Origin of the sequence: Mycobacterium arosiense ATCC BAA-1401 = DSM 45069, from assembly GCF_002086125.1 — a bacterium.
Taxonomy (GTDB): domain Bacteria; phylum Actinomycetota; class Actinomycetes; order Mycobacteriales; family Mycobacteriaceae; genus Mycobacterium; species Mycobacterium arosiense.
On record NZ_MVHG01000060.1, the window covers coordinates 1 to 25459 of the forward strand.

Here is a 25459-nt window from a genome sequence, read left to right on the forward strand (position 1 = left end):
CGCTCGAAAAAGACATCCGGGACTGGATCACCGCCTGGAACGACAACCCGCGCCCCTTCAACTGGACCAAGACTGCAGATGAGATCTTCGAACGCCTCGCTTCATATCTTCAACGAATTCCTGGCGCACGACACTAGTCCGACCGTGAACGTCGCACGCGGGCCTCTACGAGTGCACCCACCGCGTAATCTCCGGAGTAACCGGATCGGTGATGTCGTCGAATTCGGGATGCTTCTTAAGCACAGTGGCGATCATCGAGCACACCGGAACAATGCGCTTGCCCTCGTCGCGCGCCTCGTTGAGCGCCTCCTCGACCAGGATGGTGGCCAGCCCACGTCCGCCGTACGCCGGATCGATTTCGGTGTGGTAGAAGACGCGCTGATCGCCGCGGTCGGCAAAATCGGCCAGCCCCACCGCCTTACCTTCGACGGCGATCGTGTACTTCCCGTCCAGAAGGCTGACCGTGGCTTCGGCGCCGGTCTTATCGGTTGTCATCTATGTTTCCCTTTCTTTGCGGTACTGGCCGTGGCCGCAGCCGAACGGTCGGCAGCGGTGGCGCGGGCAGCCGGGTGACGCTTCCCCGGTAGCCCCGGACGGCGCCGAATCGATCGTCGGCGTCCTCCCACAATCGTCGATATCGGCGATGTCCTCGTGGCTTCGTCCGACGAAGTTTCACCACATCACCAGCTCTTCGGCGAACGGCGCTCCGCCGAGCAGCAGCACCCGCGCGGGCGCCTCCCCTGAGTTGTGCACTTGCAGCTGCGCCTGCCCGGGACCTCGGTACGCCAATTTGGCGCTCGTCAGGACCGCCCCCGTCCACCGTTACGATCCCTACGTCGCAAAGCACCCCGTGCTCGAAGGCCGGGTCAACGTCGATGTCCAGCGTGCGGCCGGCCTCGATGTCAATCTGGGTGCCCAATAAAGGCGTGAAGGTCCGCACCGGCGACCGGCTTCCGGCCAGCTCACCGAGAAAGACCCGCGCTTGCGCGCCCGGCAATGCCATGGCCACGGGCGTGTAATGGGCGAAGTCCCGCCCGGTGTCGCGGGCGGATGCGGGCAGCGCGACCCAGCGCTGGACACCGTGCAATGGAGCGCGGGAGTCCACTGAAACTTCCGAGTGGCAGATGCCTGCCCCGGCGGTCATCAGATTCAGCTCGCCGGGCCGGACGGCCGCGCGCACGCCGGCGCTGTCGCGGTGCTCCACTTCCCCGCTTAACAACCAGCTGACGGTTTGTAGTCCCGTGTGCGGTGCGGCGGTACGCCCATCCGCGCGGCCACCGGGCCGTAGTGGTCGGTGAAAACACCACGCGCCGACGAGGGAGCGCTGCCGTTGTGGCATTGTGCGTTGCACCCGGATCGCCCTCGGTCCGCCCAACGGCACTTCCCGCGGATGCAGCACTTGCACCACGGGTGGGGCGTCCGGATGTTGCGAACCGGCACAGGCGAGTTCGGCCGGCGCGACCTCTAGGTTGCTCATCGTCTATCCTCCGTCGCGGGGCCCTCATGTGACGCCGTCATCCGCGACCGTACCCGGCGTCCCTATTTGCGCGGGGGCCGCAACACCTTCATGGCCAGCCGCATGACGGGCTCGGGCACCCGATCCTTCATCGCCAGCGCGCTATCGGCGGCCCGGGACCGCAACGGGGTGCCGCGCCCGAAGACTCGGTTCAGCGCTCCTCCGGAGGGCTCGAGCACCACATGCAGCGGCGGGGTCCCCACGGCGGCGCCCAGCGCGTTGGAGATGACCATCCGCTGGATCTCGCTGGTTCCTTCAAAGATGGTGTATAACTTGGCATCCCGATACCATTTCTCGACCGGATGGTCGGTGATGTAGCCCCAGCCGCCCATGGTCTGGATGGCGCGCTCGGTGGCCCTGACCGCGACTTCGCTGGCGGCCATCTTCGACATCGAGCCCTCGCCCCGCTCGAAGGGGACGTTGTTGGCCACCATCCACGACGCGCGCCAGGTGAGCAGCCGGGCGGCGTCGATCTGGGTGGCCAGCTCCGCCAGCGGGAAGGCGATGCCCTGGTTGTCGATGATCGGCCCGCCAAAGGCCTCGCGTTCGGTGGCGTACGCGGTGGCGTATTCGAGTGCCGCGCGGGCGATGCCGATGGCCTGGGCGGCGACCATGGGACGGGTCTGCTCGAAGGTGCCCAACGTCGCGGAACCGGACCGCTTTCCGCCCGCCACCACTTCCCTGGCTTTGGCGAGCTTGTGCTCGAGCTTCTCCTGTCCGCCAAGCAGATTCGCTGCCGGAACGCGCACACCTTCGAACAGCAATTCGGCGGTATGAGACGCCCGACAACCCAGCTTGTCCAGCTTCCGCACCAGTTTCAGGCCGGGTGTGCCCCCCGGCACCACGAACAAGGCCTGACCGCGGTGGCCGAGCTCCTCGTCGACCACGGCGTTGACCACGTGCACGTTGGCGATGCCGCCGTTGCCGATCCACATCTTGTGGCCGTCGATGATCCAGTCGTCACCGTCGCGGCGCGCATGGGTGCGCAGGTTGCGCACATCGCTGCCGCCCTCCGGCTCGGAGATGGCCAGGGCTGCGAGTTTGAGATCGCCTGGTGTGCCGAAACATTCGGGCGCCCACTCCAGCATCTGTTCGGGGGAAGCGGCCTGGCCGATCGCAGACAGCGCCAGCGCGGGCATGACGATCGCGAGCCCGATCCCGGCGCAACCCCAAAACAGCTCCTCCATGAACATCGGTAGGGAGATGCCGGTCGGATCACCGATCAGATCGCGGTAGAACAGCGGGCTGTAGAAACCGCGCTGCGCGGCCTCCTCGAGCACGGGCCAGGGAAATTCCTGTCGCTGGTCGTAGTCCAGCGCGACCGGGCGAATTACGGATTCGGCGAACTCATGTGTGCGCCTGGCAAGGTCGTGTTGTGCTGCCGTCGGGGTCAGGTCGAACGTCATGGGTGCGCCTCTGGGTCGACAGACTGGTCTTGCCGACCCCGACTACCCCGTTGACCGGCGCAGCAAACTGCCGCTGCGGGTGTCGGCGAAATGTCAGGCGGCCGAACGTGGTTTGACTTGCGCCAGCGGCAGGTGCAGCACGACCGCGGGCTCCGCGACGGCCTCGTGCTCGTGGCGTGCGAGCAGCGCCGCGTTCTCGGGCAGCTGTCGTGCATTAATTTCGCCGGAAGCGATGCGCCGCAGGACCTCGTGGGCGTGGGCGAGCTGTTCACGCTTGCGGTATTGGCCGCCCGGCAGCTTCACGCCGGCCCACACGCCGTACTCCTCGCGGTGCGCGATGGCATGTGCGGCGCACCGGCGCTGTTGGGCCAGCGGGCAGCGGCGCAGGCATTGGAGTCGCGCCTCGGTGGCCGACCGCTCGTATGCGCGCGCCTTCGCGGCGCCGTCACCACCGTCGTCGTCGGGGTAGCCGAACCAAAGTTCCGGGTTGGCTGCGCAGGGGTGTGCCATGGCGGTCTCCTTGCCGAGCGTGAAACGTTGACGGAATCGTATACACGTGCAGCGCCTCGCGCAAGCGAAACGTGACAAAAGCGTATATATCGATAGCGAGGCCCCGCGTGTGTAATATCCGGCCTATGGCCGGAGCGTGCGGTGACCCGTGAATCGGCTGGTGCAGCTATCCGCGCGTTGCGTGAATCGCGCGATTGGTCACTAGCCGATCTCGCCGCCGCGACCGGGGTCAGCATCATGGGGCTGAGTTTTTTGGAACGTGGTGCCCGCAAGCCGCACAAAAGCACAGTTCAAAAGATCGAAAACGGGCTTGGTCTGCCGCCGGGAACCTACTCGCGGCTCTTGGTGGCCGCCGATCCGGACGCCGAGCTGGCGCGTTTGATGGCCGCCCAACCGCCGGCTCCGATGCCCGCGCGGCGCAGCGGGCCGGTGGTGGTCGATCGTCACAGCGACACGGAAGTGCTGGAAGGCTACGCCGAGGCGCAGCTCGATGCGCTCAAATCGGTCATCGATCGGTTGCCCGCGACAACATCAAACGAATATGAGACGTATATTCTGTCTGTGATCGCGCAGTGCGTGAAGGCCGAGATGCTGGCTGCCAGCTCGTGGCGGGTGGCGGTGAACGCCGGCGCCGACTCGACCGGCCGGCTGATGGAGCATTTGCGGGCCTTGGAGGCGACCCGCGCAGCGCTGTTGAAGCGCATGCCCAACAGCCTGAGCGCCCGTTTCGACCGGGCGTGCGCCCAGTCGTCGTTGCCGGAGACCATCATCGCCGCCTTGGTCGGCGTGGATGTCGACGAAATGTGGCACATCCGCAATCGGGGAGTGATCTCGCCGGGCGCTCTGCCGCGTGTGCGCGCATTCACCGATGCCGTCGAGTCGGAAGAAGACCGCGCAAGCCAGGACGACGACGGGGGGTCATGATGAGTCACACCGACGTCGAGGCGTTGAGCCGGGCCCATCAGCTATTCGCCGGCCGCACGCAGCCGTCACCCCTGGACACGGCCACCGGGCATTATCGCGATGTGTTGCAGCGAGCCGCACGGCTGGGCAACGCGATGGCGCACGGCGGTTATCAACTCGCGGTCGACCACAGCCGGCAACGCCTCGCGGCGACAGCGGGCACCGACGCCGCGGCCACCGACATCATCGCCGGCGCGCACCGGGACCGGGCGCAGGCCCATGATCTGACCCGGGCCGTCCTGGACGCGGCGCGCGCGGATGCCGCCGCGACACCGGCGACGCCATTGGCTCAGCGAGAGGCGATGCGGCGGCGCGCGACTCGGCTCCGAGCGCAGCGGGCCCACGTCCTGTCGGCTCGCTTGCGCGCGCGACGACGGCACGCGGAACTGCTGGCCTTGCGCTATCGGCTGCGGCGGCTCGCGATCTCCGGGTCGCGGGGTGTACCGGGCGACCGCGCCGCGTTGGCGGTGCGTGCGGCATTGTCCCGACTGGGCCGACCGTACGTCTGGGGCGCGACCGGACCCGACCGGTTCGACTGTTCAGGCCTGGTTCAGTGGAGTTACGCGCAGGCCGGTATTCACCTGGACCGCACCACCTATCAGCAGATCAACGACGGCGTCCCGGTGGCTCGTTCTCAGGTGCGGCCCGGCGATCTGGTGTTTCCGCACCCCGGCCACGTGCAGCTGGCCATCGGGAACAACCTCGTCGTGGAGGCGCCCTATGCGGGTGCCTCGGTGCGAATAAGCCGACTGGGCAGCAACGTTGCGATCCGCCGACCGATATGACCAACCAAGACCGCCCGGCGACGCGGGCACGACGAAAAGGGTGAGCCGATGCCGGAACAACCCGGACCTTCGTTAGAGGCCGTCGAGGCGCGGCGCTCGGCACTGGCGAGTCAGCACGGCGCCGCTGCCGACGCCGACCGTTTGTTGAACGAGGTACTGACCAGCGTTCACCACGCGGCGCGCGAGAGCGTCAGGCGACTGGATTCCATCGCCGAACAGATCGATGACGCGACCGTGCACCAGGCGGACCTCGCCCTCGATACACCCCTGGGGGCGCGCGAATTTCAGAAGTTCCTGCTGGCCAAGCAACGTGAGATCGCGTCGGTCGTGGCCGAGGCGCGCGAATTCGGGCAAGCCAAAAAGGCTGTGCTGCAGAGCCTTCGGTCCCAGTACGCCGCCGAAAGCGGCTAGTCAGAACCAGTCCACACCGCCTGGCACACTGAATTGTCACCGACAATGCCCCTGAGTACCGTCGCCCGACATGAAGGGGCCGCGTCTTTTCCAGCAGCAACGTTCGAGCGGGCTGCGCCGCCACCTGCCGCGCTGATGTCCACGTATGACGACCTGCTCGCCGCGGTCAAAGACGTGCGCGACCGCACCGGTGATCCGAACGCCTGGCAGACGGGATTGGCGCCGGACGAAGTGACCGCCGCAATCACCCCGACGACCCGGCCCGAACAGGTCGAGGCGATCTTGCGCAAGATCCGCCAGCAACACCCGGGTCTCTTCGGCGCCGGAACAACGTCCAATCAGCCCGTGGGGCGGCCGTCCGCGGAAACCGGGCCACCGCCGGATGGCGAATCGGGCGCGGCGGCCGATGCCATCGCTCGCGCCGAAGCCACTCTGGCACAACAGAACTCGGCTAGCTCGCAGTTGGACATGCAGGTGGTCTCGGCCATCCTGAACGCGCACCTGCGTGCGGTGGACGGCAGAGACGCGCTCACCAAGTTGCAACACGAGACCGAAGCGGCGGTGCGGACCAGGTCAGACCTGGACACTCCGGCGGGAGCGCGCGACTTCCAGCGGTTCCTCATCGGCAAGCTCCGAGACATCCGCGAGGTCGTCCTGACCGCCAGCCTGGATGACACATCGAAGTCAGCGCTGATGGCCGCCTGGACGTCGCTGTATGACGCCTCCAAGGGTGACCCGAAGGCTTCGGGCGAACAACCGCGGCCGGCGGTGGCCGTTGATGACGCGCCGGCGGCCGGACCGCCCGGCGATCCCGACACCGAGTGGGATCCACTGCTGGACTCCTTGTTCGGTGACGATGACGGACTGCTGTCCGGCGATATTGCGGGTCCGGATCCTGCCGCCGGCACCGCGATGCCGCCCGCCCCCACACAGCCGATCGCCCCGGCGGTGCCTACTTTCGGCGGCGGATCCCTGCCGGGGCTGGGCTCTGTGCCCGCATCCATGGCTGGTTGGGAAGGGCCCGATGGTCTCTCCGGGTTGCACGACGGCGATGGGACCGACCCGGCCCTGGAAGAACTGGCCGACGACGAGCAGCTGCCGGACGTCCAAGACCAGGATCGCGGCGCGCAGGATGCCTCTAAGGAGGGCGGAGAGGGAACCGACGACCAGCCGGGCTCGCCGCCGGATGAGCCGGCGGCCGGCCCCACATCGGTGACGTTGCCCGACGGTGAAACGGTCACCGCTGCCAGCCCCCAGCTGGCAGCGGCGATCAAGGCCGCCGTCGGCGGCACCCCGATAGCGGAGGCCTTCCAACAACAGGGAATGACCATCCCCCCACCGGGAACCGCGGTCTCCAGCCCCATCGATTCCCTGCAGGTGACCCCTGGCGATATCGGAATGTTCACCGATCGTCACGCGCTGGCGCTCAATCCCGGCAAGGCGCTTCTCGATGGTCAAATTCAACACATCGCCACCGTGAGCGGGCCGAGCTTCCTAGGCTGGGAGCATCCGCCGGCGGCGACCGCGGCACCGACGACGCCGGCCAAGCCTGACCCACCGACACCGACCCGGCCGGCGACCTCGTCGACCACCTGACAAAAATGAATTCGCCGGTAGCGCCGGCGGTCGTCAACAGGAGACAGCGGATGGCAGATTCGATTCATGTAGTGCCTGCGCACCTACGTCAGGCTGCTGCGCACCACCAGGACACCTCGGAGTACTTGCGTACCGTGCCGTCGTCGCACGCCGCGATCCAGGAGAGCCTCGATTCGCTGGGGCCGATCTTCAGCGAATTGCGCGACGCCGGCCGTGAGCTACTGGAGCTCCGACGCCAGTGTTATGAGCAGCAAGCCGCCGACCACGCCGATTTGGCCGACAAATTGACCGATTCGGCGGCGATGTGGGAACAGCACGAGCAAGAGGCGGCAGGGAAGTTCGGCGACATCGTCGACCGCGGTCGATGACCGACGCGAATCCCGCTTTCGACACTGTTCACCCGAGTGGACACATCCTGGTCCGCTCCTGCCGCGGCGGCTATATGCACAGCGTGGCGCTCAGCGAAGAGGCGATGGAAACCGATGCGGAGACGTTGGCGCAGGGCATTCTGCTCACCGCCGACGTTTCTTGCCTCAAAGCGTTGCTGGAAATTCGCGACGAAATCGTGGCTGCCGGGCACACACCCTCCGCAGAGGTTCCGACCCCGCGCGACCTCGATGCGGCCATCGAGAAGTTGCTGACGCACAAACTGCGTCGCCGCAACGGCGCCGTCTAGGGGCCTTCAGGCGAGCTGCCGGCCTAGCGTAGCCACGGCTTGGCGACGTTGGGATCGGGCGCGATACCGGTCGGCGGCTCTACCGGATTGGGGCCGAACAACTCTCGTGCGCGAGCCAGCAAGGTGCGGACCTCGTCGAGTTGCTGCTGCAGTGCAGAATCAGCCATGTCCTCACGCTACCCAGGGCCTTGCGACCGCACAATTCACTGACCGCAGAAGTTGTCGCCTATGTCCCGGTACGCTTAGCCGGTGGCGGTCTTCGGTCGGATGTCGGCGCGCCAGCGCCTCCGGAGAGCTACCCGGGAATCACTGGCGACGCCGGCTTTCAGCGCTCCTATCGACTGCACCCCGTGGGTGACAGGCGGGTTATGGCCTGCCGAATTGTCGACGGTGACGGCCGAAACGGCAACTCTCGCTGAACATCTCAAGGCCGACTTGCAACGAATTGCGCAGGCGGCCAACGACGAACTGATGTTTCTCAAGCGGGCGGGCATGACGGAACCGTCGCGCCAGGCGGCGGAGGCAAGGGTGATCGAACAGGCCCGGGCCCGCGCCGTGCGCCGAGTCGAATCGACGATCCGTTACCTGCATGCGGTGCAGAGCGGGGCCCAGCCCCCCGCGCCTCGCCCATCGCGGCCTGAGCCGTCTGACACGGACCTGGACAAAACGCAGGTGTTGCCCGCGCTCCGCGAGGTCAAGGCAGTCTTCGAAGCGCCCGCCTCAGGTCGACCGGAGCCGACTCCACCTGGCGGGGGGCGCCGTAGTCGAGAGTCCGCGCTCGAGCCGCCGGCCGGACGTGATTCGCCGCGGGCGGCTCGGCGGGAATCCGCCGACATGTCCCGTCTCGACGAGACCCAAGTGATCCCGGTGATCAGGGCCGAGCCGGTTATGCCTACATCGCCGGAGCTTGCGCCCGAGTCGCCTTCGGACCAGGCCGACTCCGGTCGCCACCACGCCCTCGAGGAGACGCAGGTCATTCCGGAGATCACCCAAGCGGAGCCGGTGCTCGAGGCGCCGGCGCAGCGGGCACCCGAGCCCTCTACGGAGGAGGCCGACTCCGGTCGCCACCACGCGATCGTTGACGGGCCGGCCACCGCCGGGGCGGAACCGGACGTGTCCCGGCAAAAAGCCGCCTTTGCCGCCGCCCGGCAACAAGACGAAAAGCCTTCACCAGCAAAGGGATTCGATGACCAGCGGCTGAACCGGCTACTCGAATTCGTGGTGCGGCAGGAGCCGCGCCTGAATTGGGCGATCGGAGATCGGGCCGACGGCACGACGGTATTGGTCACCGATCTCGCTCACGGATGGATACCGTCAGGCATCAGCCTTCCCGCGGGCGTTTGGTTGCTGGAACCCGAGCGGCGTAGCGGCAGGGTTGCCGCGCTGATCGGTCAAACGGTTCGCGTCGTCACTTACACGCCCGGTGATTCGTTGCGCCGCTCGGTCGATTTCGCCGCCACCCGATCGTCGGTCGAGCCGCGCGCGCTGCCCGCCATCGATGATCTGGCGACCGTGCTGAGTGCGGCCACGCGCGGGCGTGACGACCTGCCCAAGATCGTGCGCCGGTTGGCGGAAGCCGCTGCCGCGGAAACCGTCGTGGTCGACCAGGAGGTGGACGTGCTGCGGGTCCACCTCGACACCGCGCGCTACCAACTCCTCGTTCAGTATCCGAATGTCAATCCGGCGCTCCTGCTCAAGTGTCTGTTGATGGCCGCCACCGAAGGCATCGCCAGCGGCGACTCGGTGTCGGCGAACTACCACCTCGCGTGGTACCAAAAGCTCATCGCGTGACCGCCCGGCCGGTTGGCCGCGTACCTGTCCGCGTCTGAATTGACGCTGGTCGGAGGGCTCGACGATACTGTCACGGTGGCGGATTCGGGCAGTCGCGCGAATCTCAGCGAGAAGGATCTCGTGGAATCGGTTCTTCGGGAACTGAGCGAGGCGGCCGAGAAGTGGGAAGCCCTTGTGGCGCAGGCCGAAGCCGTCACCTACAGCGTTGACCTGGGTGACGTGTACGCCGTCGCGAATTCCGACGGCCGGTTGCTCAAGCTGACTTTGCATCCCGGAGTGATGACCGGTTACGGCCACGGAGAGCTGGCCGAAAGGCTGAATCTGGCGATCACCGCACTGCGTGAGGAGGCCGAGGCGGAGAACCGGGCGAATTACGGCGGTCCCCTGCACTGACCCGTTTCACGCGCTCATCGACCGGCGCTTGGGTTGGTGGGCCCCGGCTCTCTTCGCGCGTTTCACGCGCTCATCGACCGGCGCTTGGGTTGGTGGGCCCCGGCTCTCTTCGCGCGTTTCACGCGCTCATCGACCGGCGCTTGGGTTGGTGGGCCCCGGCTCTCTTCGCGCGTTTCACGCGCTCATCGACCGGCGCCCGGAGGACCCGCGAAGGCCTGAGCGATCTGTAACCAGCGCTGGGCGTCGTCGCCCTGGGCGGTGATGTCCAGCGCGCTCAGCGGACGTCGTTGGGTGACCAGGTAACAGAAATCCTCGGCGGACCCGCTGACCCGCTGCTCGGCCTCGGCCGGCCCCCACGACCAAATGTCGCCGCCGGGTCCGCGCAGCTCGACCAAGAACGGCTCGACCGGTGGGGCCAAATTGTTAACGGTAAAGGCGAAATCGCGGGTGCGGACCCCCAGGTGAGCGATCGATCGCAGGCGTTCGGTCGCCGGCCGCGTCACGCCCAGGGCGTCGGCGACATCCAGGCCGTGCGCCCAGGTCTCCATCAGTCGCGCAGTGGCCATGGATGCCGCACTCATCGGTGGGCCGAACCACGGAAGTTTGCGGCCCGCAGCAACCGTGAGCAGCGCATCGTGCAGCCGTCCCCGAGTGACCCGCCAGTCGGCGAGTAGTTCGGCGGGCGCCACGGCCGCCAGCTCTTCGGCGGCTTTGTCGACGAAACCCGTCGGGTCCGCGGCCGCGCCCGCCAAAACCTTGGCGAATCCCGGCTCGTCGGTGACCGCGATCAGGGCGACCCGATCCGTCCACAGCAGGTGGCCGACCTGATGCGCGATGGTCCAGCCGGGCGCCGGGGTCGCATCGGCCCAGCGTTCGGGCGGCAACGGTGCCACCAGCTCGTCGAGCGCGTCGCTTTCGGCACGCAGGTCGTCGACCATGGGCGCGGGACCGGTCATCGGGGCCTTCGACCGTCGGGGGCGGCCATCGGACAAAGCACGTCTGTACCTTAGCGATCGTTCGCCTGCTCGCCGCGGCGCCCGATGACGCCGTGCACGGCGAGGCCGATCAGGTAGAGCACCGAGCCGAGCAGCGCGAATGCGGGCGCGTGCCCATCGTCGGGAATCAGGATGCCGGCGACCGTGATCGAAACGATGAACGCGACCCAGAACAGCGCGTCCTGCACGGCGAACACGTGCCCGCGAAGGGCGTCGTCGACGTCTATCTGGATCGCGGTGTCGGCGCAGAGCTTGACCATCTGCCCGGTGACGCCGAGCAAGAAGCCGCACGCGACCATGACCGGGAGCAGCAGTTCGGCGCCGGCGACCTCGATGATCGCCGAGGCTGCCAGCGCGCCGTTGGCCGTCGCGTAGCGCCCCCACCGGCGTATCGCGGGCGGTGTCAGGACGTTGGCCAAAAAGGCGCCCAGTCCTGCGGCGCCGAAGAACAGTAAGGCGGTGCCGAATCCCCCGCCCTCCAGGTTGGGCATGTGATGGATCAGCAACAAAACCAGCAGCGAGTTGATGCCGACGACCATCCGGTGGGCTGCCAAGCCGGACAGGGTGGCGGCGACCGTGGGACGCTGCGCCACCGTGCGCGCACCGTGCAGCCATCCGGTGATCACCGCGTAGATGACGGGTCCGTGGATCGCCTGCCGGGTGTCGTCGGGGCCCAGCACCCGGGCACCGAACCGCAACGACAACAGCAGGGCGATCGACACCGGAACCGTGGTGATGAACACGATTGCCGAGGCGCCCTTGTCGCTGGGGCCGAAGATGAATCGCGGCACCAGCATGAAGTTTGCGCCGAAAAACGCCGCGATGGCCCCGGACGCGGTGGCGACCGAGTTCATCGTCACCACCTGCTCACGCGGCACCACATGCGGCAGCGAGGCCGACAGCCCCGATCCGACGAACCGGGCCAAGCCGTTCGCGAACAGGGCACCCAGCAGCAAGGGAAGGTCACCGGCGCGCACGGCCAGGATGGTGCCGATCGCGGCGATGAGGACCAGCCGGCCCACGTTCGCGCCCACCAGCACCAGCCGCCGGTCCCAGCGGTCCATCAGCGCCCCGGCGAACGGGCCCAGCAGGGAGTACGGCAGAAACAGAACCGTGAAGGCGCGCGCAATGGAAAGGGGATCTGCGGCCCGATCCGGGTTGAACAGCAGCGCCCCGGCCAGCGCCGCCTGAAACAAGCCGTCGCCGAACTGGCTCGCCAGGCGCACCTGCAGCAGCCGCCAGAAATCGGGCAAACCGCGCACCGACCGCCAAATCTCGACGGGTGCGCTGGACTGCATCCGGGTTGGGATCACCGAAACCGACTTCCAGGATTGGGGTTGGCAACGCTCGCGCGATCAGAGCGGTCCCAACAACAGTACAAATCTTCGGGGCCTACCCCGGAGATTGCCCTGGGCCACGACGCGCCGGATGCGATGATGGTGTGGTGCCCCCGCAGGAAGATCCAGAGGACTACATAGCACCCGCCGCGCAACGGGTGCGCGCGGGCACTTTGCTGCTCGCCAACACCGATCTTCTCGAACCGACGTTTCGGCGCAGCGTGATCTACATCGTCGAGCACAACGACGGAGGCACGCTGGGTGTCGTGCTGAACCGCTCCAGCGAAACCGCGGTCTACAACGTGTTGCCGCAATGGACCAAGCTGTCGGCCAAGCCGAAGACGATGTTCATCGGAGGACCGGTGAAGCGTGATGCCGCGCTGTGTCTGGCGACGTTGCGCGTCGGTGCCGATCCCCAGAACGCGCCGGGCTTGCGGCACGTGGACGGCCGGGTGGTCATGGTTGATCTAGACGCCGACCCCGACCAAATCGCGCCGCTGGTCGAAGGGGTGCGGATCTTCGCGGGCTACTCGGGCTGGACTATCGGTCAACTCGAAGGCGAGATCGAACGCGACGACTGGATTGTGTTGTCCGCCTTGCCGTCCGACGTGCTGGTCGGACCGAGGTCCGACCTGTGGGGCCGGGTGCTGCGTCGCCAGCCGCTGCCGCTGTCGCTGCTCGCCACCCATCCGATCGACGTCAGCCGCAACTAGGGCCTCTCCCCCCGGGGTTTCAGTTCAGGGGCACGACTGCGTGCAGCCCGCGCAGCTGCCGGCGCAGGCAGGTGCCGCCGCTTCCTGACGCAGCGCGAAGCGCGCGCTCTGCCACGAGCCCGCGGCCAGCGTCCCCAGCGCTCCCACCACGCAGACGATGAGCACCACCAGCGCGGTGTTCGGGACGGCGGCCATGGCGACCGCGCCGCCGGCGGCCAGCATCACCGCGGCCGCCAACTGCGTCGGCGCCATCGCGCGCAGCGCCAACGCAGTGGTACCAACGTTTTGGTTGTGCGCCAGCGACCAGGTGCCGAACCCCGCCGAGGCCACCGCCGCACACATGCACAGCACGCCCGCAATCAGCATGGGGTCACAATACGAGGCGGGTGACCGGCCCACGAATCCGCCTCTGCGAGCCGTCCTCAGTGCTGCAGGAACGAGAAGTTCGGCAGCGGGGGCAGGCCCGGCACCATGGCCAGCAGGCTGGGCGCGTGCTGCTGCGTCAGCGTGGGGGCCTGCGCGGGCAGCCCGAGCGGAGCCACCGGGGCCACCGGAGCGGCAACCGGTGCCGGGGCGGCCGGAGCGGCAACCGGTGCCGGGGCGACCGGAGCGGCGGCGGGCGGCTGAGCCGGCAATCCCACCGGCGAGGCAGCGGGCGCCTGGGCCGGAGCCGGCGTGGTCGCGCCGGGCGCGCTCACGCGGAATCCGTTGATGATGGCGTCGGTGGCAGGTGCGTCGGCGACACTCACCGCACGATCGGTGGTCACCGACAGCGACACGAGGTACTTGTCGTGCCCCGACGTGGCGATGACGTGGCGCCGCGACGTGTTGAGCGTCAAGTCACCGTCGCGGTAGGTGCCCTCGATGATCGACGATGGGAAGCCGCCGAAATCGGTCATCGCGGCGTTGGTGGGCTGCCACGCCGGAAGCTTCTGGCTGTCGACGTAGCCGTGGGTGATGGCCTCCTTCGGATCGAAGGTGCCGACCAGCTTGTACACCACGACCTGCGCGTTTGATGAATAGATACTGCTGCCCTGCCGGTCGGCGATCACCGCGAACGCGTCGGGCACGTTGGGATCGGGCACCTGGGTCCAGCGCGCCGGCACCGGCAGGGTGATGTCGAGCGCCTTGAAGCCCTGCGCCTTCTGCGGCTCGAGCTTCACGCCCTTGGATTGCAGGAATTCGCGGATCGTTCCGGACGTCGCGGGCGCCGGAGCCGGCGCAGGCGGCGTGACCGCGGCCGGGGCCGTCGTCCTGGGGGTCGCGGCGGAGGCCGGCGGGGCGATCTGGTTGCCGGCCGGCGGGGCCGCGAGGTACCTGCTCGGCGGCACCAGCTCGGGACCAAGGTTCTGCGGTGCCGGCGCGGGAACCGCGGGGACGGGCGCCGGCGCTGGAGGCGACGGATCTGCCGATGCCGTGCCGCCCGCAACAACCGCCAGGCCCATCCAGCCAGCGACCATGCCGCCGAGGAGCGCTCGGTGCAGGGGGACGATCTGAATCATCTGCGTCGGTCCTTCCAATGGCTGCCTACCAGAAGCCGTCGATAGGGGCTGACTGTAACTAGAGGTCAAAGGCGGTGAACAGGCCCGAAACACACCTGGGATGAACCTCTGATCGGCGCGCAACGGAACCGAGACCAACCTGTGGCCGGCGAACTCGCCGTGTCGGCCCTTATACCCTGTTCAGGTGACCGACTCCCCGACCACCTCGCCGGCAGGCAGCTCCGGCGCCGCCACGCCCGACTTTGAGGCGCCGCCGTATCGCTACACGGCTGCGCTGGCGGGTCGCATCGAGGGCGCGTGGCAGGAGAACTGGGCGAAGCTCGGCACCTTCAACGTGCCCAACCCGGTCGGTTCGCTGGCGCCGGAAGACGGATCCCCAGTGCCGGACGACAAGTTGTTCGTGCAGGACATGTTTCCCTACCCGTCGGGGGAGGGTTTGCACGTCGGGCATCCGCTCGGTTACATCGCGACGGACGTGTACGCCCGCTATTTTCGGATGACGGGCCGTAATGTGTTGCATGCGTTGGGGTTTGACGCATTCGGGCTGCCGGCCGAGCAGTACGCGGTGCAGACCGGGACCCATCCGCGCATCCGGACCGAGGCCAACGTGGTGAATTTCCGGCGCCAGCTGGGACGACTGGGCCTCGCTCACGACAGCCGGCGCAGCTTCGCCACCACCGATGTCGAGTTCTACAAGTGGACCCAGTGGATCTTCCTGCAGATCTACAACGCCTGGTTCGACACCGATGCCAACAAGGCCCGCCCCATCGCGGAGCTGATCGCCGAATTCGATTCCGGGGCGCGCAGCCTCGAGGACGGGCGGGACTGGGCCAAGCTGTCGGCGGGGGAGCGGGCCGACGTGATCGACGGTCACCGGCTCGTCTACCGGGCCGACGCGATGGTGAACTGGTGTCCCGGTCTGGGCACCGTACTGGCCAACGAAGAGGTCACCGCCGACGGCCGCAGCGACCGCGGCAACTTTCCGGTGTTCCGGAAGCGGTTGCGGCAGTGGATGATGCGCATCACCGCGTACTCCGACCGGCTACTGGACGACCTCGACGTGCTGGATTGGCCCGAGCCGGTCAAGACCATGCAGCGCAACTGGATCGGCCGTTCCACCGGCGCTGAAGCGCTGTTCGCGGCGACCAAGGCCGATGGCGAGACGGTCGACATCGAGGTGTTCACCACCCGGCCCGACACGCTGTTCGGCGCCACCTACTTGGTGCTGGCCCCCGAACACGACCTGGTCGACGAGCTGGTCGCCACCGACTGGCCGGACGGCACCGACCCGCGCTGGACGTATGACGCCGCCACACCCGGCGCGGCCGTCGCCGCCTACCGGCGGGCGATCGGGTCTAAGTCAGATCTCGAGCGCCAGGAGAGCAAGGCGAAGACCGGTGTCTTCTTGGGCAGTTACGCCGCCAATCCCACCAACGGCAAACCGGTGCCGATCTTCATCGCCGACTACGTGCTGGCCGGGTACGGAACCGGGGCCATCATGGCGGTCCCCGGCCACGATCAGCGCGACTGGGACTTCGCTCACGAGTTCGGCCTGCCCATCGTGGAAGTCATTGCCGGCGGCGACATTTCAGAGGCCGCCTACGCCGGCGACGGGGTGCTGGTCAACTCCGGCTACCTCGACGGTCTGAATGTGGCCGCGGCCAAGGAAAAGATCACCGCCCGCCTGGAGGCCGAAGGCCGCGGCCGGGCGCGCGTCGAATTCAAGTTGCGCGACTGGCTTTTCGCCCGCCAGCGGTACTGGGGCGAACCGTTCCCCATCGTCTACGACGCCGACGGGCGTGCGCATGCACTCGACGAGGCCGCGCTGCCCGTCGAACTGCCCGACGTGCCGGATTACTCGCCCGTGCTGTTCGATCCCGATGACGGCGACAGCGAGCCCTCGCCGCCGCTGGCCAAGGCCACCGAATGGGTGCACGTCGAGCTGGACCTGGGCGACGGCCTGAAGCCCTACACCCGGGACACCAACGTGATGCCCCAGTGGGCCGGCAGCTCCTGGTACGAGCTGCGCTACACCGATCCACACAACTCGGAACGGTTTGCCGCCTTGGAGAATGAAGCTTACTGGATGGGTCCGCGGCCGGCTGAGCATGGGCCGGGAGATCCGGGCGGGGTCGACCTGTACGTCGGCGGCGCCGAACACGCGGTGCTGCACCTGCTCTATGCGCGGTTCTGGCACAAGGTCCTGTACGACCTGGGCCACGTGAGCTCTCGGGAACCCTATCGGCGGCTGGTCAACCAGGGTTACATCCAGGCCTTCGCCTACACCGACGCGCGGGGCTCGTACGTGCCGGCCGAAGAGGTGGTCGAGCGGGACGGCCGTTTCATCTATCCGGGACCCGAAGGAGAGGTCGAAGTCTTTCAGGAGTTCAGCAAAATCGGTAAGAGCCTGAAGAATTCGATCTCACCAGACGAGATCTGCGACGATTATGGCGCCGACACCCTGCGGGTCTACGAGATGACGATGGGCCCGCTGGAGGCGTCCCGGCCCTGGGCCACCAAAGACGTCGTCGGAGCCCACCGTTTCCTGCAGCGCGTGTGGCGTTTGGTGGTCGACGAGCAGACCGGTGACACCCGTGTGGTCGATGAGCCCACCCAGGAGTTGACGACCGACACGCTGCGAGCGCTGCATCGCACCATCGCCGGGGTCGCGGAAGACTATGCGGCGCTGCGGAATAACACCGCTGCGGCCAAGCTGATCGAGTACACCAATTACCTCACCAAGGAGCACCGTGACGCGGTGCCCCGCGCCGCGGTCGAGCCGCTGGTGTTGATGTTGGCGCCGCTGGCGCCGCATATCGCCGAGGAATTGTGGCTGCGCCTTGGCCACGAGACCCCGCTGGCGCACGGTCCTTTCCCGGTTGCCGATCCCGCTTATCTGGTCGACGACACGGTGGAGTACCCGGTGCAGGTGAACGGCAAGGTCCGCGGGCGGGTGGTGGTGGCCGCCGATGCCGATCAGGACACGCTGAAGGCCGCCGCGCTGTCCGATGAAAAGGTGCAGGCGTTCTTGGCGGGTGCCACTCCGCGCAAGGTGATCGTGGTCCCGGGCCGGTTGGTCAACCTGGTCGTCTAGGCCAAGCGCCCGGTGGGTCGCAGCATCAGCTCGTGGACGTGGCCGTCGGGCGGGGTGTTCACCGCATGGGCGACGGCGGCCGCGACCGTTTCGGGTTTCAAGAAGTTGGCGGGGTCGTAGGTGCCGCCCTCGAACTCGACGAGTTCGCGCTGCATGTCGCTGTCGGTGCGGCCCGGATAGATCGTCGTCACCCGCAACTCCGATTCGTCGCTGCGGAGCGAATCCGCGAAGGCGCGCAGCGCGAACTTGCTGGCCGAATAAGAAGCCATGCCGCGCGAAGCGTTGCGCCCCGCTCCGGAGTTGATGAACACCACCTGGCCGCGCGCCCGTCGCAGCGCCGGCAGCAGCGCCAGCGTAAGTTCCACCGGCCCAAAGACGTTCACGGCGAAGGTGGCACGCCACTCGTCGACGTTAGAATCGGCGACAGTGCCGGGTATCGCCAACCCCGCGTTGTGCACCAGCACGTCGAGTTCGTCGACGATTTCGCAGGCGGCTTCGATGTCGCCGGGGTCCGTGAGGTCCAGCGGAAACGTGGTGGCGCCGAGCCGCTTCGCGACCGCGTCGAGCCGATCGGAAGGCCGGCCGGCCAGCAGCAGGGTGTGGGTGGGCGCCAGCGCCGCGGCGATGGCCGAACCGATACCGCCGCCGGCGCCGGTGATGAGTGCATTGGGCATGTCGGGCAGTTTACCGACAGCGCCGATCGCGGGCGAAAACCATTGAGGAGACTGGGCTTTCAGGCTTCCTGGCGCGCGGGCGGCATGCCGGCGGGCCCGGACGTCGGATCGCCGGAGGCCAGCCGTTCCAGCGGCGCCAGCGCCTGCATCAGGGTGTTGAGGTCCGACGCCGGGAGCTGGCTCAGCATCGCGGCCAGGGAAGCGCGCCGATTGGCCAGCGACTCACCGTGAACGGCCCGCCCCCGCGGCGTGATGTCCACGAGCACCGCTCGCAGATCGGACGGGTCGCGGGAACGCTTGACCAGCCCGACCTTCTCCAGGCGCCGGATCGCCACCGTCGTGGTGGGGGTGCGCACCCGTTCGTGCGCGGCGAGATCGGTCATTCGAATCGGGCCCTGGTCGAGCAGGGTCACCAGGATCGACAATTGCGCCAGGGTCAGGTCCCCGGCGGCCGCGCCGCTGGGGTCGCCACGGCGGAGAATCGCAAACAATTTGGACAGCGCTCGATGCAAACCTTCGGCGAGCTCGGCTACGTCGGCCGGGTTCGTTTCGCTGTCCGCCATAAATCGGGAGTCTATCCCGATATGAGGTGCTTACAAGGGAGCTATTGCCCTCCGGTTAGTCCAGATCAAAGCACTTGGGACAAAAACCGCTGCAGTCGTTGGGTCTCTGCCGCTTCGAATATCCGCTCGGGCGGCCCCGATTCCACAACCTTGCCGTGATCCATGAACACGACGGCATCCGACGCCGACCGTGCGAAGCCCATTTCGTGGGTTACCACAACCATTGTCATGCCATCGGCGCCAAGGTCGGCGATGAGTTGCAGTATTCCCTTGACCATTTCGGGATCCAGCGCAGAGGTCGCCTCGTCGAAAAACATCACCTGGGGAGCCATCGCCAACGCGCGTGCGATCGCCACCCGCTGCTGTTGGCCACCCGACAGCATGCCGGGGCGCGCGGCGGCCTTGTGCTTCAGGCCAACTCGGTCCAGCTGTGCCACCGCCAGGTCCCGGGCCTCCTCGGACGACAGACGCCGCAACTTGCGCGGCGCCATCACCACGTTGTCCAGCACGCTGAGGTGCGGGAACAGATTGAAATGCTGGAACACCATTCCGATCCGCTGGCGGAGCTCGTTGGGATCGTCGCGCAGCACCGATCTGCCATCCAGCAGAATGTCGCCGCTGTCGGGCTCATAGAGGCGGTTCAGGGTGCGCAGCAGTGTCGACTTGCCCGAGCCGGACGGCCCGATAACCGCGACGGTGCTGCCGGCGGGGGCCTCGACATCGACGCCGCGCAGCACCTTGGTCCCGCCCAGCGTCTGGTGAATGTCGTTGGCCGCCAGCGAGACTGACTCACGTCCGTATGTGCCGGAGGTCACGTGATTTCCTGGCCGAACGTCGTCGCGAGCATGTCGGCGTCATCTTCTGGCGCGGCGGCCCGGCGTCCGCGGCGAAGCCGGTTGTCGATGTAGTTGACCAAATGCGTTAGTGGAATGGTCAATAGCAGGTAAAAGAGGCCGGCGGCCACCAACGGTGACAGGCTCCCGGTTTGAGCGTTGAGGTCCCGTCCCACCTGGAACAGTTCTCGCTGATCGGCGATCAGGCCGAGGAAGTACACCAGGGCCGAGGCTTTCAGCAGCCCGATGGCCTGGTTGACCAGGGCGGGCAGGACGCGCCGGATTCCCTGCGGTACCACCACCAGCCGCATCGCGGTGACATAGCTGAAGCCGAGCGCCCGGGACGCTTCGAGTTGTCCGGGGTCGACGCTTTGAATTCCGGAGCGCAGGATCTCGCCGATGTAGGCGGCGGCCATCAATCCCAGCGCGGCGATGCCGAGCGGGTACGGGTTCTTATTGGTCAGCCCGCTGACCAATGGGCCGACGCCCATCCCGATGAGCAGAATGATCACCACTTCGGGCAGGCCGCGGAAGATGTCGGTGTACACCCGCGCCGGCCAGCGCAGCCAGCGTCGGTGCGAAATTCCCGCCATCGCGAGCACCATCCCGAACGCCAGGCCGATCACGAGGGCGCTGTTGGTCAGGATCAAGGTGTTGGGCAACCCGGTGGTGAACAACATCGGGATGGCTTGCCGGTACATGTCCCAGTCGAAGAAGGAGTCACCGAGCTGGGCCAGTGGTGATTTCGGGGCGGGGGGCCCCGCCGGTGAGCGGTGCTGTTTCGCGATCGCGGCAAAGTCCGGCAACCGGGGGATGGGCGCGGCCTTGGAGCCGGGTTTCCAGCCGGGCGGCAGCGACCGCGGTACCCACTGGCTGTACAGGTGCGCCCAGGTGCCGTCGGTGATGACGGCGTCCAGCCCGGAATTGAGCGCGTCGATCAACGGCTTGTTGCCGTGGGCGACCGCGTATGCCACGAAATTGCCTGGGCTGTAGGTGTTTGCGGTGACCAGCGCAGGATCACCCGGGCGAATGACGGTCGCCGCGAGGGTACCCGGCGCCACCCACGCATCGATCTGACGGCTCTTGAGGCTGGCGTACAAGGTGGCAAAGCCGGGATACTTCACCGGTTGCAGGTGCAAGACGTCGACGACGTAGGACTCCTCGACCGTGCCCTGCACGACGCCGATGCGCTGGCCGGCCGCGAGGTCGCCGAATTTATGGATGACGGACCCGGGCGGCACCACCAGCGAATAGAAGCCGAAGTCGTAGCCGTTGGTGAACGACACCATGCGCCGCCGGGCGTCGGTCGCTTTCACCGCTGCCGATCCGACGTCGAACCGCCGCGACGCCACCTGGGCCAGCAGCGCCGAAAAGTCGGTGCTGACAAAGCGGACTTGCAGGCCCAGTTTGTCGGCGATGGCGCGCAGCAGTTGGTTGTCGAAGCCGCTGAATTCGCCGGTGGGGTTGATGCAGATGTTGGGCGGGGCGTCCGACAGCGTGCCGACGGTCAGCACGCCCGGCACCCCGAGGCCCAAGGCGCCGACGTCGACTGCGCCGAGCGGCTCGACCGATGCCGTGGTGTCGCGGTCCTTTTCACCAGTGGTCGGGCTGTCGGTCACATCCTTGGGCAGAGCGCGCGCGCTGTTCACCCCGGCCGGCGCGCATTGATTCCAGTCCGCGGCCGCGGGCGCCATCGGTCCGCCCAGCGCGAGGCCGCCGACCATGAGCATTGCCGCGGCCAGGGCGAAGGCCCTTCCGCGGCGCTTGCTGTGCCGGCCCACGCGCAAACTCATCAGTGTCACCGTAACGACTAAACGGCGACACGGCCCGGTCAGCGTCGGGTCAAAGCGCGAGCGATGCTTCGCCGCGGATCGGGTTGGCGTCGGCGATTACCCGCAGCGGGCCGGGAACGACCCGGCTGCCGTCGTCGGGTGGGGTGAAGACCCGCCGGCGGAACAATTCGGCAAGCATGACCTGTGCCATCAGACGGGAGCGGTCGACGCACGCCGCCCGCGCGGCTTCGGGGTCGCGTCGGTGTATTGCCGAGGTCTCGTCTTCGTAGAACGGCAGCATCTCGTCGCGCCCGCCCTGATAGGTCGCCCAGAACAGGCGGGGGATGAGATTTTGCGACGCGCGGATGGTGGCGTGCAGACGCGGTCCGGCGTACTCGTCGTTGACGGTGCGCCGGTAGTCGGCCGCGATGTCGGTGACGGCGCGCGAGTCCTTGGCGGCACGCAGCGAGCGCATGAGCGAATCGAGCTGTCCGAGGATCCGCGGTGTGGGATTGGTGGCCGCGCGTGCGGATGCGATCCCATTGAGCAGTCCGTCGAGCTCGTGATGCTCGAGGACGGTGGCTTCATCGAACCGTTCGACGAAGGCGCCCCGGTGGTAACGCGTGGACACAATGCCGTCGTGTTCGAGTTGTACCAGCGCCTCTTGAATGGGCACCCGGCTGACTCCCAAGCCCACTGCAATTTCGTTGCGATCGACGCGGTCCCCGCTGCGCAGCTTTCCGGTCAACAACAGGTGCAGGATGTGCGAAACAACCAGGTCTTTTTCTTTGACCCCGTATTTTTTCGGCATCGTATTGTTGAGTCTCTTTCGCACCGGGTTTGACCATCTGGCGGTGAGAGTTTCTCATAATTGACGCGCGCGTTCTGGGGTTTGGCTGAATCTGACGCGAATGCGGGCAGGCCGGATCAACGGCTATTGCGCCACTTGCACAGCGCCTCGGCGGCGGTCAGGTCGTAGTCGGGACCATTGACGCCCACGGTCAGCAGTGTGACGCCCAGTGCGGTGAGGCCTTCGGCGTTGGCCATCAACCCGTCGAGGCCCTCCCCGCGGCGAACACCGCTGTTGTTCCCGACACCGGCCGACCTCTCGATGGTGGACGGGTCGCGTCCCACGGCGGCGCAGTGTTCTTCCAGCACGGCGGCCGCGGCCGGATAGGTGTCGACGGTGGTGAAGCCGTGCCAGATGTCGCCGTGTTCGGCGACCATTCGCAGGGTCTTTCGTGGGCCCTTGCCGCCGATGAGGATCGGGATGTGGCGGGTGGGAGCCGGGTTCAGTTTGGTGAGTCGACTTTGGATCCGGGGCAGTGCCGTGGCCAGGTCATCCAGGCGGCTGCCCGCGGTGCCGAATTCGTAGCCGTACTCGTCGTAGTCCTTTTGTTTCCAACCCGCACCGATACCCAGGACGAGGCGGCCGTCCGAAATGTGGTCGACGGTGCGGGCCATATCGGCCAGCAGTTCCGGATTCCGATAGGAGTTGCAGGTCACCAGGGCACCGATCTGAATGCGCGATGTCTGTTCGGCCCAGGCGCCGAGCATCGTCCAGCATTCGAAGTGTGCGCCATCGGGGTCGCCGTAGAGCGGGAAGAAGTGGTCCCAGTTGAAGGCGATGTCGACGCCGATGTCCTCGCAGCGGCGCACCGCGTCGCGGATCTGGCCGTACTGCGGTGCGTGTTGCGGCTGTAGCTGGACACCGATGCGGATCGGGCGGTCGGAAGTCATAGGACCACCGTAGGCTCAGCGCGCATCGAGCACCCCGCGCAGGATGTCGATCAGCGCGCGGGGCTGGTCACTTTGCACGGAGTGTCCCGAATTCTCCACGACGTGCGCCGAGCGGAAATGCCTTGCGCGACGACTCAGCTCGGCCGCGTCCTCGTCGTTGACGAATCCCGATGAGCCACCGCGCACCAGGGTCACGGGCGCGGTTAGGGCGTCAACGTCGTCCCACAGGCCGGCGAAGTCGGGGAAGGTGCGGATGGCGTCGTAGCGCCACGTCCAGTTGCCGTTGTCCAGCCTGCGCGAGTTGTGAAACACGCCGCGGCGCAGCGCCTTCACCTCACGGTGCGGCGCGGCGGCGACCGTGAGGTCGAGCATGGCCTGGAAGCTGGGGAACTCGCGTTCCCCGTGCATCAGCGCCACGGTGCCCTGTTGCTCCTTGGTCATCTCCGAATGCCGTTGCAGCGCGGACGGGGTGACGTCGATCAGCACAAGCTCATCGACCAGGTCAGGTGCCACCGCGCCCACCCGGATCGCGGTCAACCCGCCCAGCGACATGCCAACGACGAGGTCGGCGGACGCGGCGTGCTCGCGCAGGATCGGCAGCAAGGCGTCGGCGTTGCGCTGCGGCGAATAGTCGCCGTCCTCCCGCCAGGCGGAGTGGCCGTGGCCGGGAAGGTCGACCGCCAGCGCGGCCTCGCCGAGGCCGACGATGATGGTGTCCCAGGTGTGCGCGTTCTGCCCGCCGCCGTGCAGGAACACGATCCGCGGGGCGGTGCTGCCCCAGCGCAGCGCGCTGATCTTGGCTTCGCCCGTGCCCGACTCGACCCGCTCGGCGGCGGGCAGCGGGCCGGAGACGCCGGCCTGCTCGGCGTTTTCGGCCAGCAGCGAGAATTCGGAAAGCCCGGCCAGTTCGTCTTCGGAGATCTCGGTCACGATCTTCGACCCTAGACACGGCGTCTAGCCGGCGGATCGCCACCATCGGGCTAGAGGACATAACGTCGGCGAATGCCGTGGAAACGCTCCCACATCGCGGCCGCGCGCTCCGATGCGCTCACCATGGCGGTGCCTGTGGGCAGGGCGCCGAGCAGATCGTCGTGGGCGACCACCCGGGTGTCCAGCACGGCGGGTGTGCCCTCGAGCATGTGCCGGTAGGTCAGGTTGCCGCGCTCGAAGCCCTGGGTGTCCAGCCAGTTGTGCACGCCGGGATCGCGGTGAGCCATCACCAGACGGATCCGGCCGTCGTGGTCGACCTTGGTGCGGCTCGGCGTATAGTTCACCGGGCGGTAGAGGTAGTCCATGCTGTTGAAGAAGACGCCCATGTTGGTGAGCATCCACAGCCCGTCGTGGGCGTCGAATTCGACGACCAGCGCCTCGTCGGGCGCCAGCTCCCAATACATGTTGGCGGCGGCGCGCCCGCGCTTGCTGTCGGCGTCGGTCGCTCCGACGCGTGGGAACGTGTTCGGGTGCTCCGCGTCGCCGCCGCCGTAGGTGAACGGGAATTCGGGCCAATCGGTCATCAGGCCGGTGACGAACTCACCGGCCCAGCCCATCGCCTCGATGATGTCGGCGGGGGTGGGCAACGGCTTGGGGGAGTCCATGTCGATGCGTTCGATGCGCAGCTGCGCAGGTGCCTCGTCCCAGCGGTCAAAACCCTGGCGGATGAACAGTTTTCGCGACTCCGGCGTGGTGGGCAGCCAGTTCGGCGCGCGCTCGGGGCCGCCGATGTAGAGCTCGAATTGCCCGTCGCCGCCGATGTCGAGCTGATGGCCGAGCAGATTGGCCTGCGGGGTGTCGCCGAACGGCTCGTGCAAGACGCCCGGCCCCGGTGTGCGCCGCCCCTGGACGGTGACGTTGAAAAAGCGCGAGGTGCCGCGGGTGCCGGTGAGGCGGTAGGTCGACTGCCCGTCGATCCAGGCTTGTTGATAGGTGAAGTCGGCGCAGTCCCCGCCCAGCTTGCGGGTCGGGCCGCAGAAGGTATGCAGCGCCGGGTATCTGGTGTCGCGGGTTTCGAGGCCCAGATCGAAGGCCTGGCCGAGGTTTTGCGTGAGGAACCGGTAGGCGTCGACGCGCTGGCGCCCGGTGGCGGGGTTGGCGTCTTTGAAGACCCGTTCGCCCGCGCGTTGCAGCCGGGCGCAGAAATCGATCCACGCCGACTGCAGTGCCGCATCGTCGGGTCCGTCGCCGAAACCCAT

The 25459-nt window shown here is 67.3% G+C and carries 25 protein-coding genes and 2 pseudogenes; 10 read left to right on the forward strand and 17 right to left on the reverse strand.

All coding sequences use genetic code 11. The annotated features are described in order from the left end of the window. Nucleotides 1-165: 165 nt before the first annotated feature. From BST14_RS19560 to BST14_RS19575, 4 genes and pseudogenes are all read right to left on the reverse strand, one after another. A complete protein-coding gene (locus BST14_RS19560) occupies nt 166-495 on the reverse strand; it encodes a GNAT family N-acetyltransferase (protein WP_083066036.1) in 330 nt (109 codons plus the stop codon). Further along, nucleotides 482-1477 (reverse strand): annotated as a pseudogene (locus tag BST14_RS19565) (pirin family protein). Before BST14_RS19565 ends, BST14_RS19560 begins: the two are co-directional and overlap by 14 nt. Nucleotides 1478-1539: 62 nt before the next feature. Beyond that, the gene (locus tag BST14_RS19570) at nt 1540-2922 is read right to left on the reverse strand and encodes an acyl-CoA dehydrogenase family protein (RefSeq protein WP_083066037.1); all 1383 of its coding nucleotides are present in this window, start codon (nt 2920-2922) and stop codon (nt 1540-1542) included. A 93-nt stretch (nt 2923-3015) separates the two neighbouring features. Continuing rightward, nucleotides 3016-3432, reverse strand: coding sequence for a WhiB family transcriptional regulator (locus BST14_RS19575; RefSeq protein WP_083066038.1), 417 nt, complete (start codon nt 3430-3432; stop codon nt 3016-3018). 141 nt (nt 3433-3573) lie between these two features. Here BST14_RS19575 and BST14_RS19580 point away from each other — a divergent pair, with 141 nt between their 5' ends. From BST14_RS19580 to BST14_RS19605, 6 genes are all read left to right on the forward strand, one after another. Next, nucleotides 3574-4356 (forward strand): helix-turn-helix domain-containing protein, encoded by a 783-nt coding sequence (locus BST14_RS19580; protein WP_083066039.1) that lies wholly within the window; start codon nt 3574-3576, stop codon nt 4354-4356. Then, a complete protein-coding gene (locus BST14_RS19585) occupies nt 4356-5180 on the forward strand; it encodes a C40 family peptidase (protein WP_083066040.1) in 825 nt (274 codons plus the stop codon). Before BST14_RS19580 ends, BST14_RS19585 begins: the two co-directional genes overlap by 1 nt. 48 nt (nt 5181-5228) lie before the next feature. Then, nucleotides 5229-5591 carry a DUF4226 domain-containing protein gene (locus BST14_RS19590; protein WP_083066041.1) on the forward strand — a complete coding sequence of 121 codons (363 nt, stop codon included), beginning with the start codon at nt 5229-5231 and terminating at the stop codon, nt 5589-5591. A 135-nt stretch (nt 5592-5726) separates the two neighbouring features. Further along, nucleotides 5727-7187, forward strand: coding sequence for a DUF4226 domain-containing protein (locus BST14_RS19595; RefSeq protein WP_083066042.1), 1461 nt, complete (start codon nt 5727-5729; stop codon nt 7185-7187). Nucleotides 7188-7237: 50 nt separating this feature from the next. After that, the gene (locus tag BST14_RS19600; RefSeq protein WP_067099104.1) at nt 7238-7555 is read left to right on the forward strand and encodes an ESX-1 secretion-associated protein; all 318 of its coding nucleotides are present in this window, start codon (nt 7238-7240) and stop codon (nt 7553-7555) included. Continuing rightward, complete coding sequence (locus BST14_RS19605; protein ID WP_083066043.1) at nt 7552-7863, forward strand: DUF2694 family protein; 312 nt, start codon at nt 7552-7554, stop codon at nt 7861-7863. The genes BST14_RS19600 and BST14_RS19605 overlap by 4 nt, the downstream gene beginning before the upstream one ends. A gap of 23 nt (nt 7864-7886) precedes the next feature. Here BST14_RS19605 and BST14_RS30420 read toward each other — a convergent pair whose 3' ends face one another. Continuing rightward, nucleotides 7887-8030 (reverse strand): hypothetical protein, encoded by a 144-nt coding sequence (locus BST14_RS30420; RefSeq protein WP_165606973.1) that lies wholly within the window; start codon nt 8028-8030, stop codon nt 7887-7889. A gap of 82 nt (nt 8031-8112) precedes the next feature. On the opposite strand from BST14_RS30420, the gene BST14_RS19610 reads away from it, so the two are divergent. After that, nucleotides 8113-9654, forward strand: coding sequence for a DUF5632 domain-containing protein (locus tag BST14_RS19610; protein ID WP_083066044.1), 1542 nt, complete (start codon nt 8113-8115; stop codon nt 9652-9654). 45 nt (nt 9655-9699) lie between these two features. Beyond that, complete coding sequence (locus BST14_RS19615) at nt 9700-10047, forward strand: DUF2710 family protein (RefSeq protein ID WP_211280767.1); 348 nt, start codon at nt 9700-9702, stop codon at nt 10045-10047. A gap of 182 nt (nt 10048-10229) precedes the next feature. Here the strand turns inward: BST14_RS19615 and BST14_RS19620 are convergent, their stop codons facing one another. Then, nucleotides 10230-11003, reverse strand: a complete 774-nt coding sequence (locus tag BST14_RS19620) for a TIGR03084 family metal-binding protein (protein WP_083066045.1) — start codon at nt 11001-11003, stop codon at nt 10230-10232. 50 nt (nt 11004-11053) lie between these two features. Then, nucleotides 11054-12386, reverse strand: a pseudogene (locus BST14_RS19625) (MFS transporter). A gap of 97 nt (nt 12387-12483) precedes the next feature. Between BST14_RS19625 and BST14_RS19630 the strand changes: the two are divergent. Beyond that, nucleotides 12484-13092 carry a YqgE/AlgH family protein gene (locus BST14_RS19630; protein ID WP_142279504.1) on the forward strand — a complete coding sequence of 203 codons (609 nt, stop codon included), beginning with the start codon at nt 12484-12486 and terminating at the stop codon, nt 13090-13092. A 24-nt stretch (nt 13093-13116) separates the two neighbouring features. Here BST14_RS19630 and BST14_RS19635 read toward each other — a convergent pair whose 3' ends face one another. Both BST14_RS19635 and BST14_RS19640 read right to left on the reverse strand, forming a co-directional pair. Then, nucleotides 13117-13458, reverse strand: a complete 342-nt coding sequence (locus BST14_RS19635) for a hypothetical protein (RefSeq protein ID WP_083066047.1) — start codon at nt 13456-13458, stop codon at nt 13117-13119. 56 nt (nt 13459-13514) lie between these two features. After that, nucleotides 13515-14594, reverse strand: coding sequence for an LpqN/LpqT family lipoprotein (locus BST14_RS19640; protein WP_083066064.1), 1080 nt, complete (start codon nt 14592-14594; stop codon nt 13515-13517). 184 nt (nt 14595-14778) lie between these two features. Here BST14_RS19640 and leuS point away from each other — a divergent pair, with 184 nt between their 5' ends. Then, entirely contained in the window at nt 14779-17688 is a 2910-nt protein-coding gene (gene leuS, locus BST14_RS19645; RefSeq protein WP_083066048.1) for a leucine--tRNA ligase, read from the forward strand. Here the strand turns inward: leuS and BST14_RS19650 are convergent. From BST14_RS19650 to BST14_RS19685, 8 genes are all read right to left on the reverse strand, one after another. Further along, complete coding sequence (locus BST14_RS19650; protein ID WP_083066049.1) at nt 17685-18362, reverse strand: SDR family oxidoreductase; 678 nt, start codon at nt 18360-18362, stop codon at nt 17685-17687. The two genes, leuS and BST14_RS19650, sit on opposite strands and share 4 nt — an antisense overlap. Before the next feature lie 59 nt (nt 18363-18421). Next, nucleotides 18422-18925: a MarR family winged helix-turn-helix transcriptional regulator gene (locus BST14_RS19655; protein ID WP_083066050.1), complete on the reverse strand. Its 504-nt coding sequence runs from the start codon at nt 18923-18925 to the stop codon at nt 18422-18424. 65 nt (nt 18926-18990) lie between these two features. Then, nucleotides 18991-19740, reverse strand: a complete 750-nt coding sequence (locus BST14_RS19660; RefSeq protein WP_083066051.1) for an amino acid ABC transporter ATP-binding protein — start codon at nt 19738-19740, stop codon at nt 18991-18993. Next, entirely contained in the window at nt 19737-21551 is a 1815-nt protein-coding gene (locus BST14_RS19665; RefSeq protein WP_083066052.1) for an ABC transporter substrate-binding protein/permease, read from the reverse strand. The genes BST14_RS19660 and BST14_RS19665 overlap by 4 nt, the downstream gene beginning before the upstream one ends. A gap of 49 nt (nt 21552-21600) precedes the next feature. Further along, nucleotides 21601-22341 (reverse strand): GntR family transcriptional regulator, encoded by a 741-nt coding sequence (locus tag BST14_RS19670; RefSeq protein WP_083066053.1) that lies wholly within the window; start codon nt 22339-22341, stop codon nt 21601-21603. Between the two features lie 116 nt (nt 22342-22457). Continuing rightward, the gene (locus tag BST14_RS19675; RefSeq protein ID WP_083066054.1) at nt 22458-23270 is read right to left on the reverse strand and encodes an LLM class F420-dependent oxidoreductase; all 813 of its coding nucleotides are present in this window, start codon (nt 23268-23270) and stop codon (nt 22458-22460) included. A gap of 15 nt (nt 23271-23285) precedes the next feature. After that, on the reverse strand, nt 23286-24200 hold the full coding sequence (locus tag BST14_RS19680; protein ID WP_083066055.1) for an Rv0045c family esterase: 915 nt from the start codon (nt 24198-24200) through the stop codon (nt 23286-23288). A 50-nt stretch (nt 24201-24250) separates the two neighbouring features. Continuing rightward, nucleotides 24251-25459 carry a DUF1214 domain-containing protein gene (locus tag BST14_RS19685; protein ID WP_083066056.1) on the reverse strand — a complete coding sequence of 403 codons (1209 nt, stop codon included), beginning with the start codon at nt 25457-25459 and terminating at the stop codon, nt 24251-24253.

Bases quoted from the DNA above. Each gene is read 5' to 3' on its own strand.
- BST14_RS19560 (WP_083066036.1), bottom strand. From the start codon at position 495: ATGACAACCGATAAGACCGGCGCCGAAGCCACGGTCAGCCTTCTGGAC.
- BST14_RS30420 (WP_165606973.1), bottom strand. From the start codon at position 8,030: ATGGCTGATTCTGCACTGCAGCAGCAACTCGACGAGGTCCGCACCTTG.
- BST14_RS19650 (WP_083066049.1), bottom strand. From the start codon at position 18,362: ATGCCCAATGCACTCATCACCGGCGCCGGCGGCGGTATCGGTTCGGCC.
- BST14_RS19575 (WP_083066038.1), bottom strand. From the start codon at position 3,432: ATGGCACACCCCTGCGCAGCCAACCCGGAACTTTGGTTCGGCTACCCC.
- BST14_RS19685 (WP_083066056.1), bottom strand. From the start codon at position 25,459: ATGGGTTTCGGCGACGGACCCGACGATGCGGCACTGCAGTCGGCGTGG.
- BST14_RS19595 (WP_083066042.1), top strand. From the start codon at position 5,727: ATGTCCACGTATGACGACCTGCTCGCCGCGGTCAAAGACGTGCGCGAC.
- BST14_RS19585 (WP_083066040.1), top strand. From the start codon at position 4,356: ATGAGTCACACCGACGTCGAGGCGTTGAGCCGGGCCCATCAGCTATTC.
- BST14_RS19635 (WP_083066047.1), bottom strand. From the start codon at position 13,458: ATGCTGATTGCGGGCGTGCTGTGCATGTGTGCGGCGGTGGCCTCGGCG.
- BST14_RS19670 (WP_083066053.1), bottom strand. From the start codon at position 22,341: ATGCCGAAAAAATACGGGGTCAAAGAAAAAGACCTGGTTGTTTCGCAC.
- BST14_RS19640 (WP_083066064.1), bottom strand. From the start codon at position 14,594: ATGATTCAGATCGTCCCCCTGCACCGAGCGCTCCTCGGCGGCATGGTC.
- BST14_RS19665 (WP_083066052.1), bottom strand. From the start codon at position 21,551: ATGAGTTTGCGCGTGGGCCGGCACAGCAAGCGCCGCGGAAGGGCCTTC.
- BST14_RS19605 (WP_083066043.1), top strand. From the start codon at position 7,552: ATGACCGACGCGAATCCCGCTTTCGACACTGTTCACCCGAGTGGACAC.
- BST14_RS19655 (WP_083066050.1), bottom strand. From the start codon at position 18,925: ATGGCGGACAGCGAAACGAACCCGGCCGACGTAGCCGAGCTCGCCGAA.
- BST14_RS19600 (WP_067099104.1), top strand. From the start codon at position 7,238: ATGGCAGATTCGATTCATGTAGTGCCTGCGCACCTACGTCAGGCTGCT.
- BST14_RS19675 (WP_083066054.1), bottom strand. From the start codon at position 23,270: ATGACTTCCGACCGCCCGATCCGCATCGGTGTCCAGCTACAGCCGCAA.
- BST14_RS19620 (WP_083066045.1), bottom strand. From the start codon at position 11,003: ATGACCGGTCCCGCGCCCATGGTCGACGACCTGCGTGCCGAAAGCGAC.
- BST14_RS19590 (WP_083066041.1), top strand. From the start codon at position 5,229: ATGCCGGAACAACCCGGACCTTCGTTAGAGGCCGTCGAGGCGCGGCGC.
- BST14_RS19570 (WP_083066037.1), bottom strand. From the start codon at position 2,922: ATGACGTTCGACCTGACCCCGACGGCAGCACAACACGACCTTGCCAGG.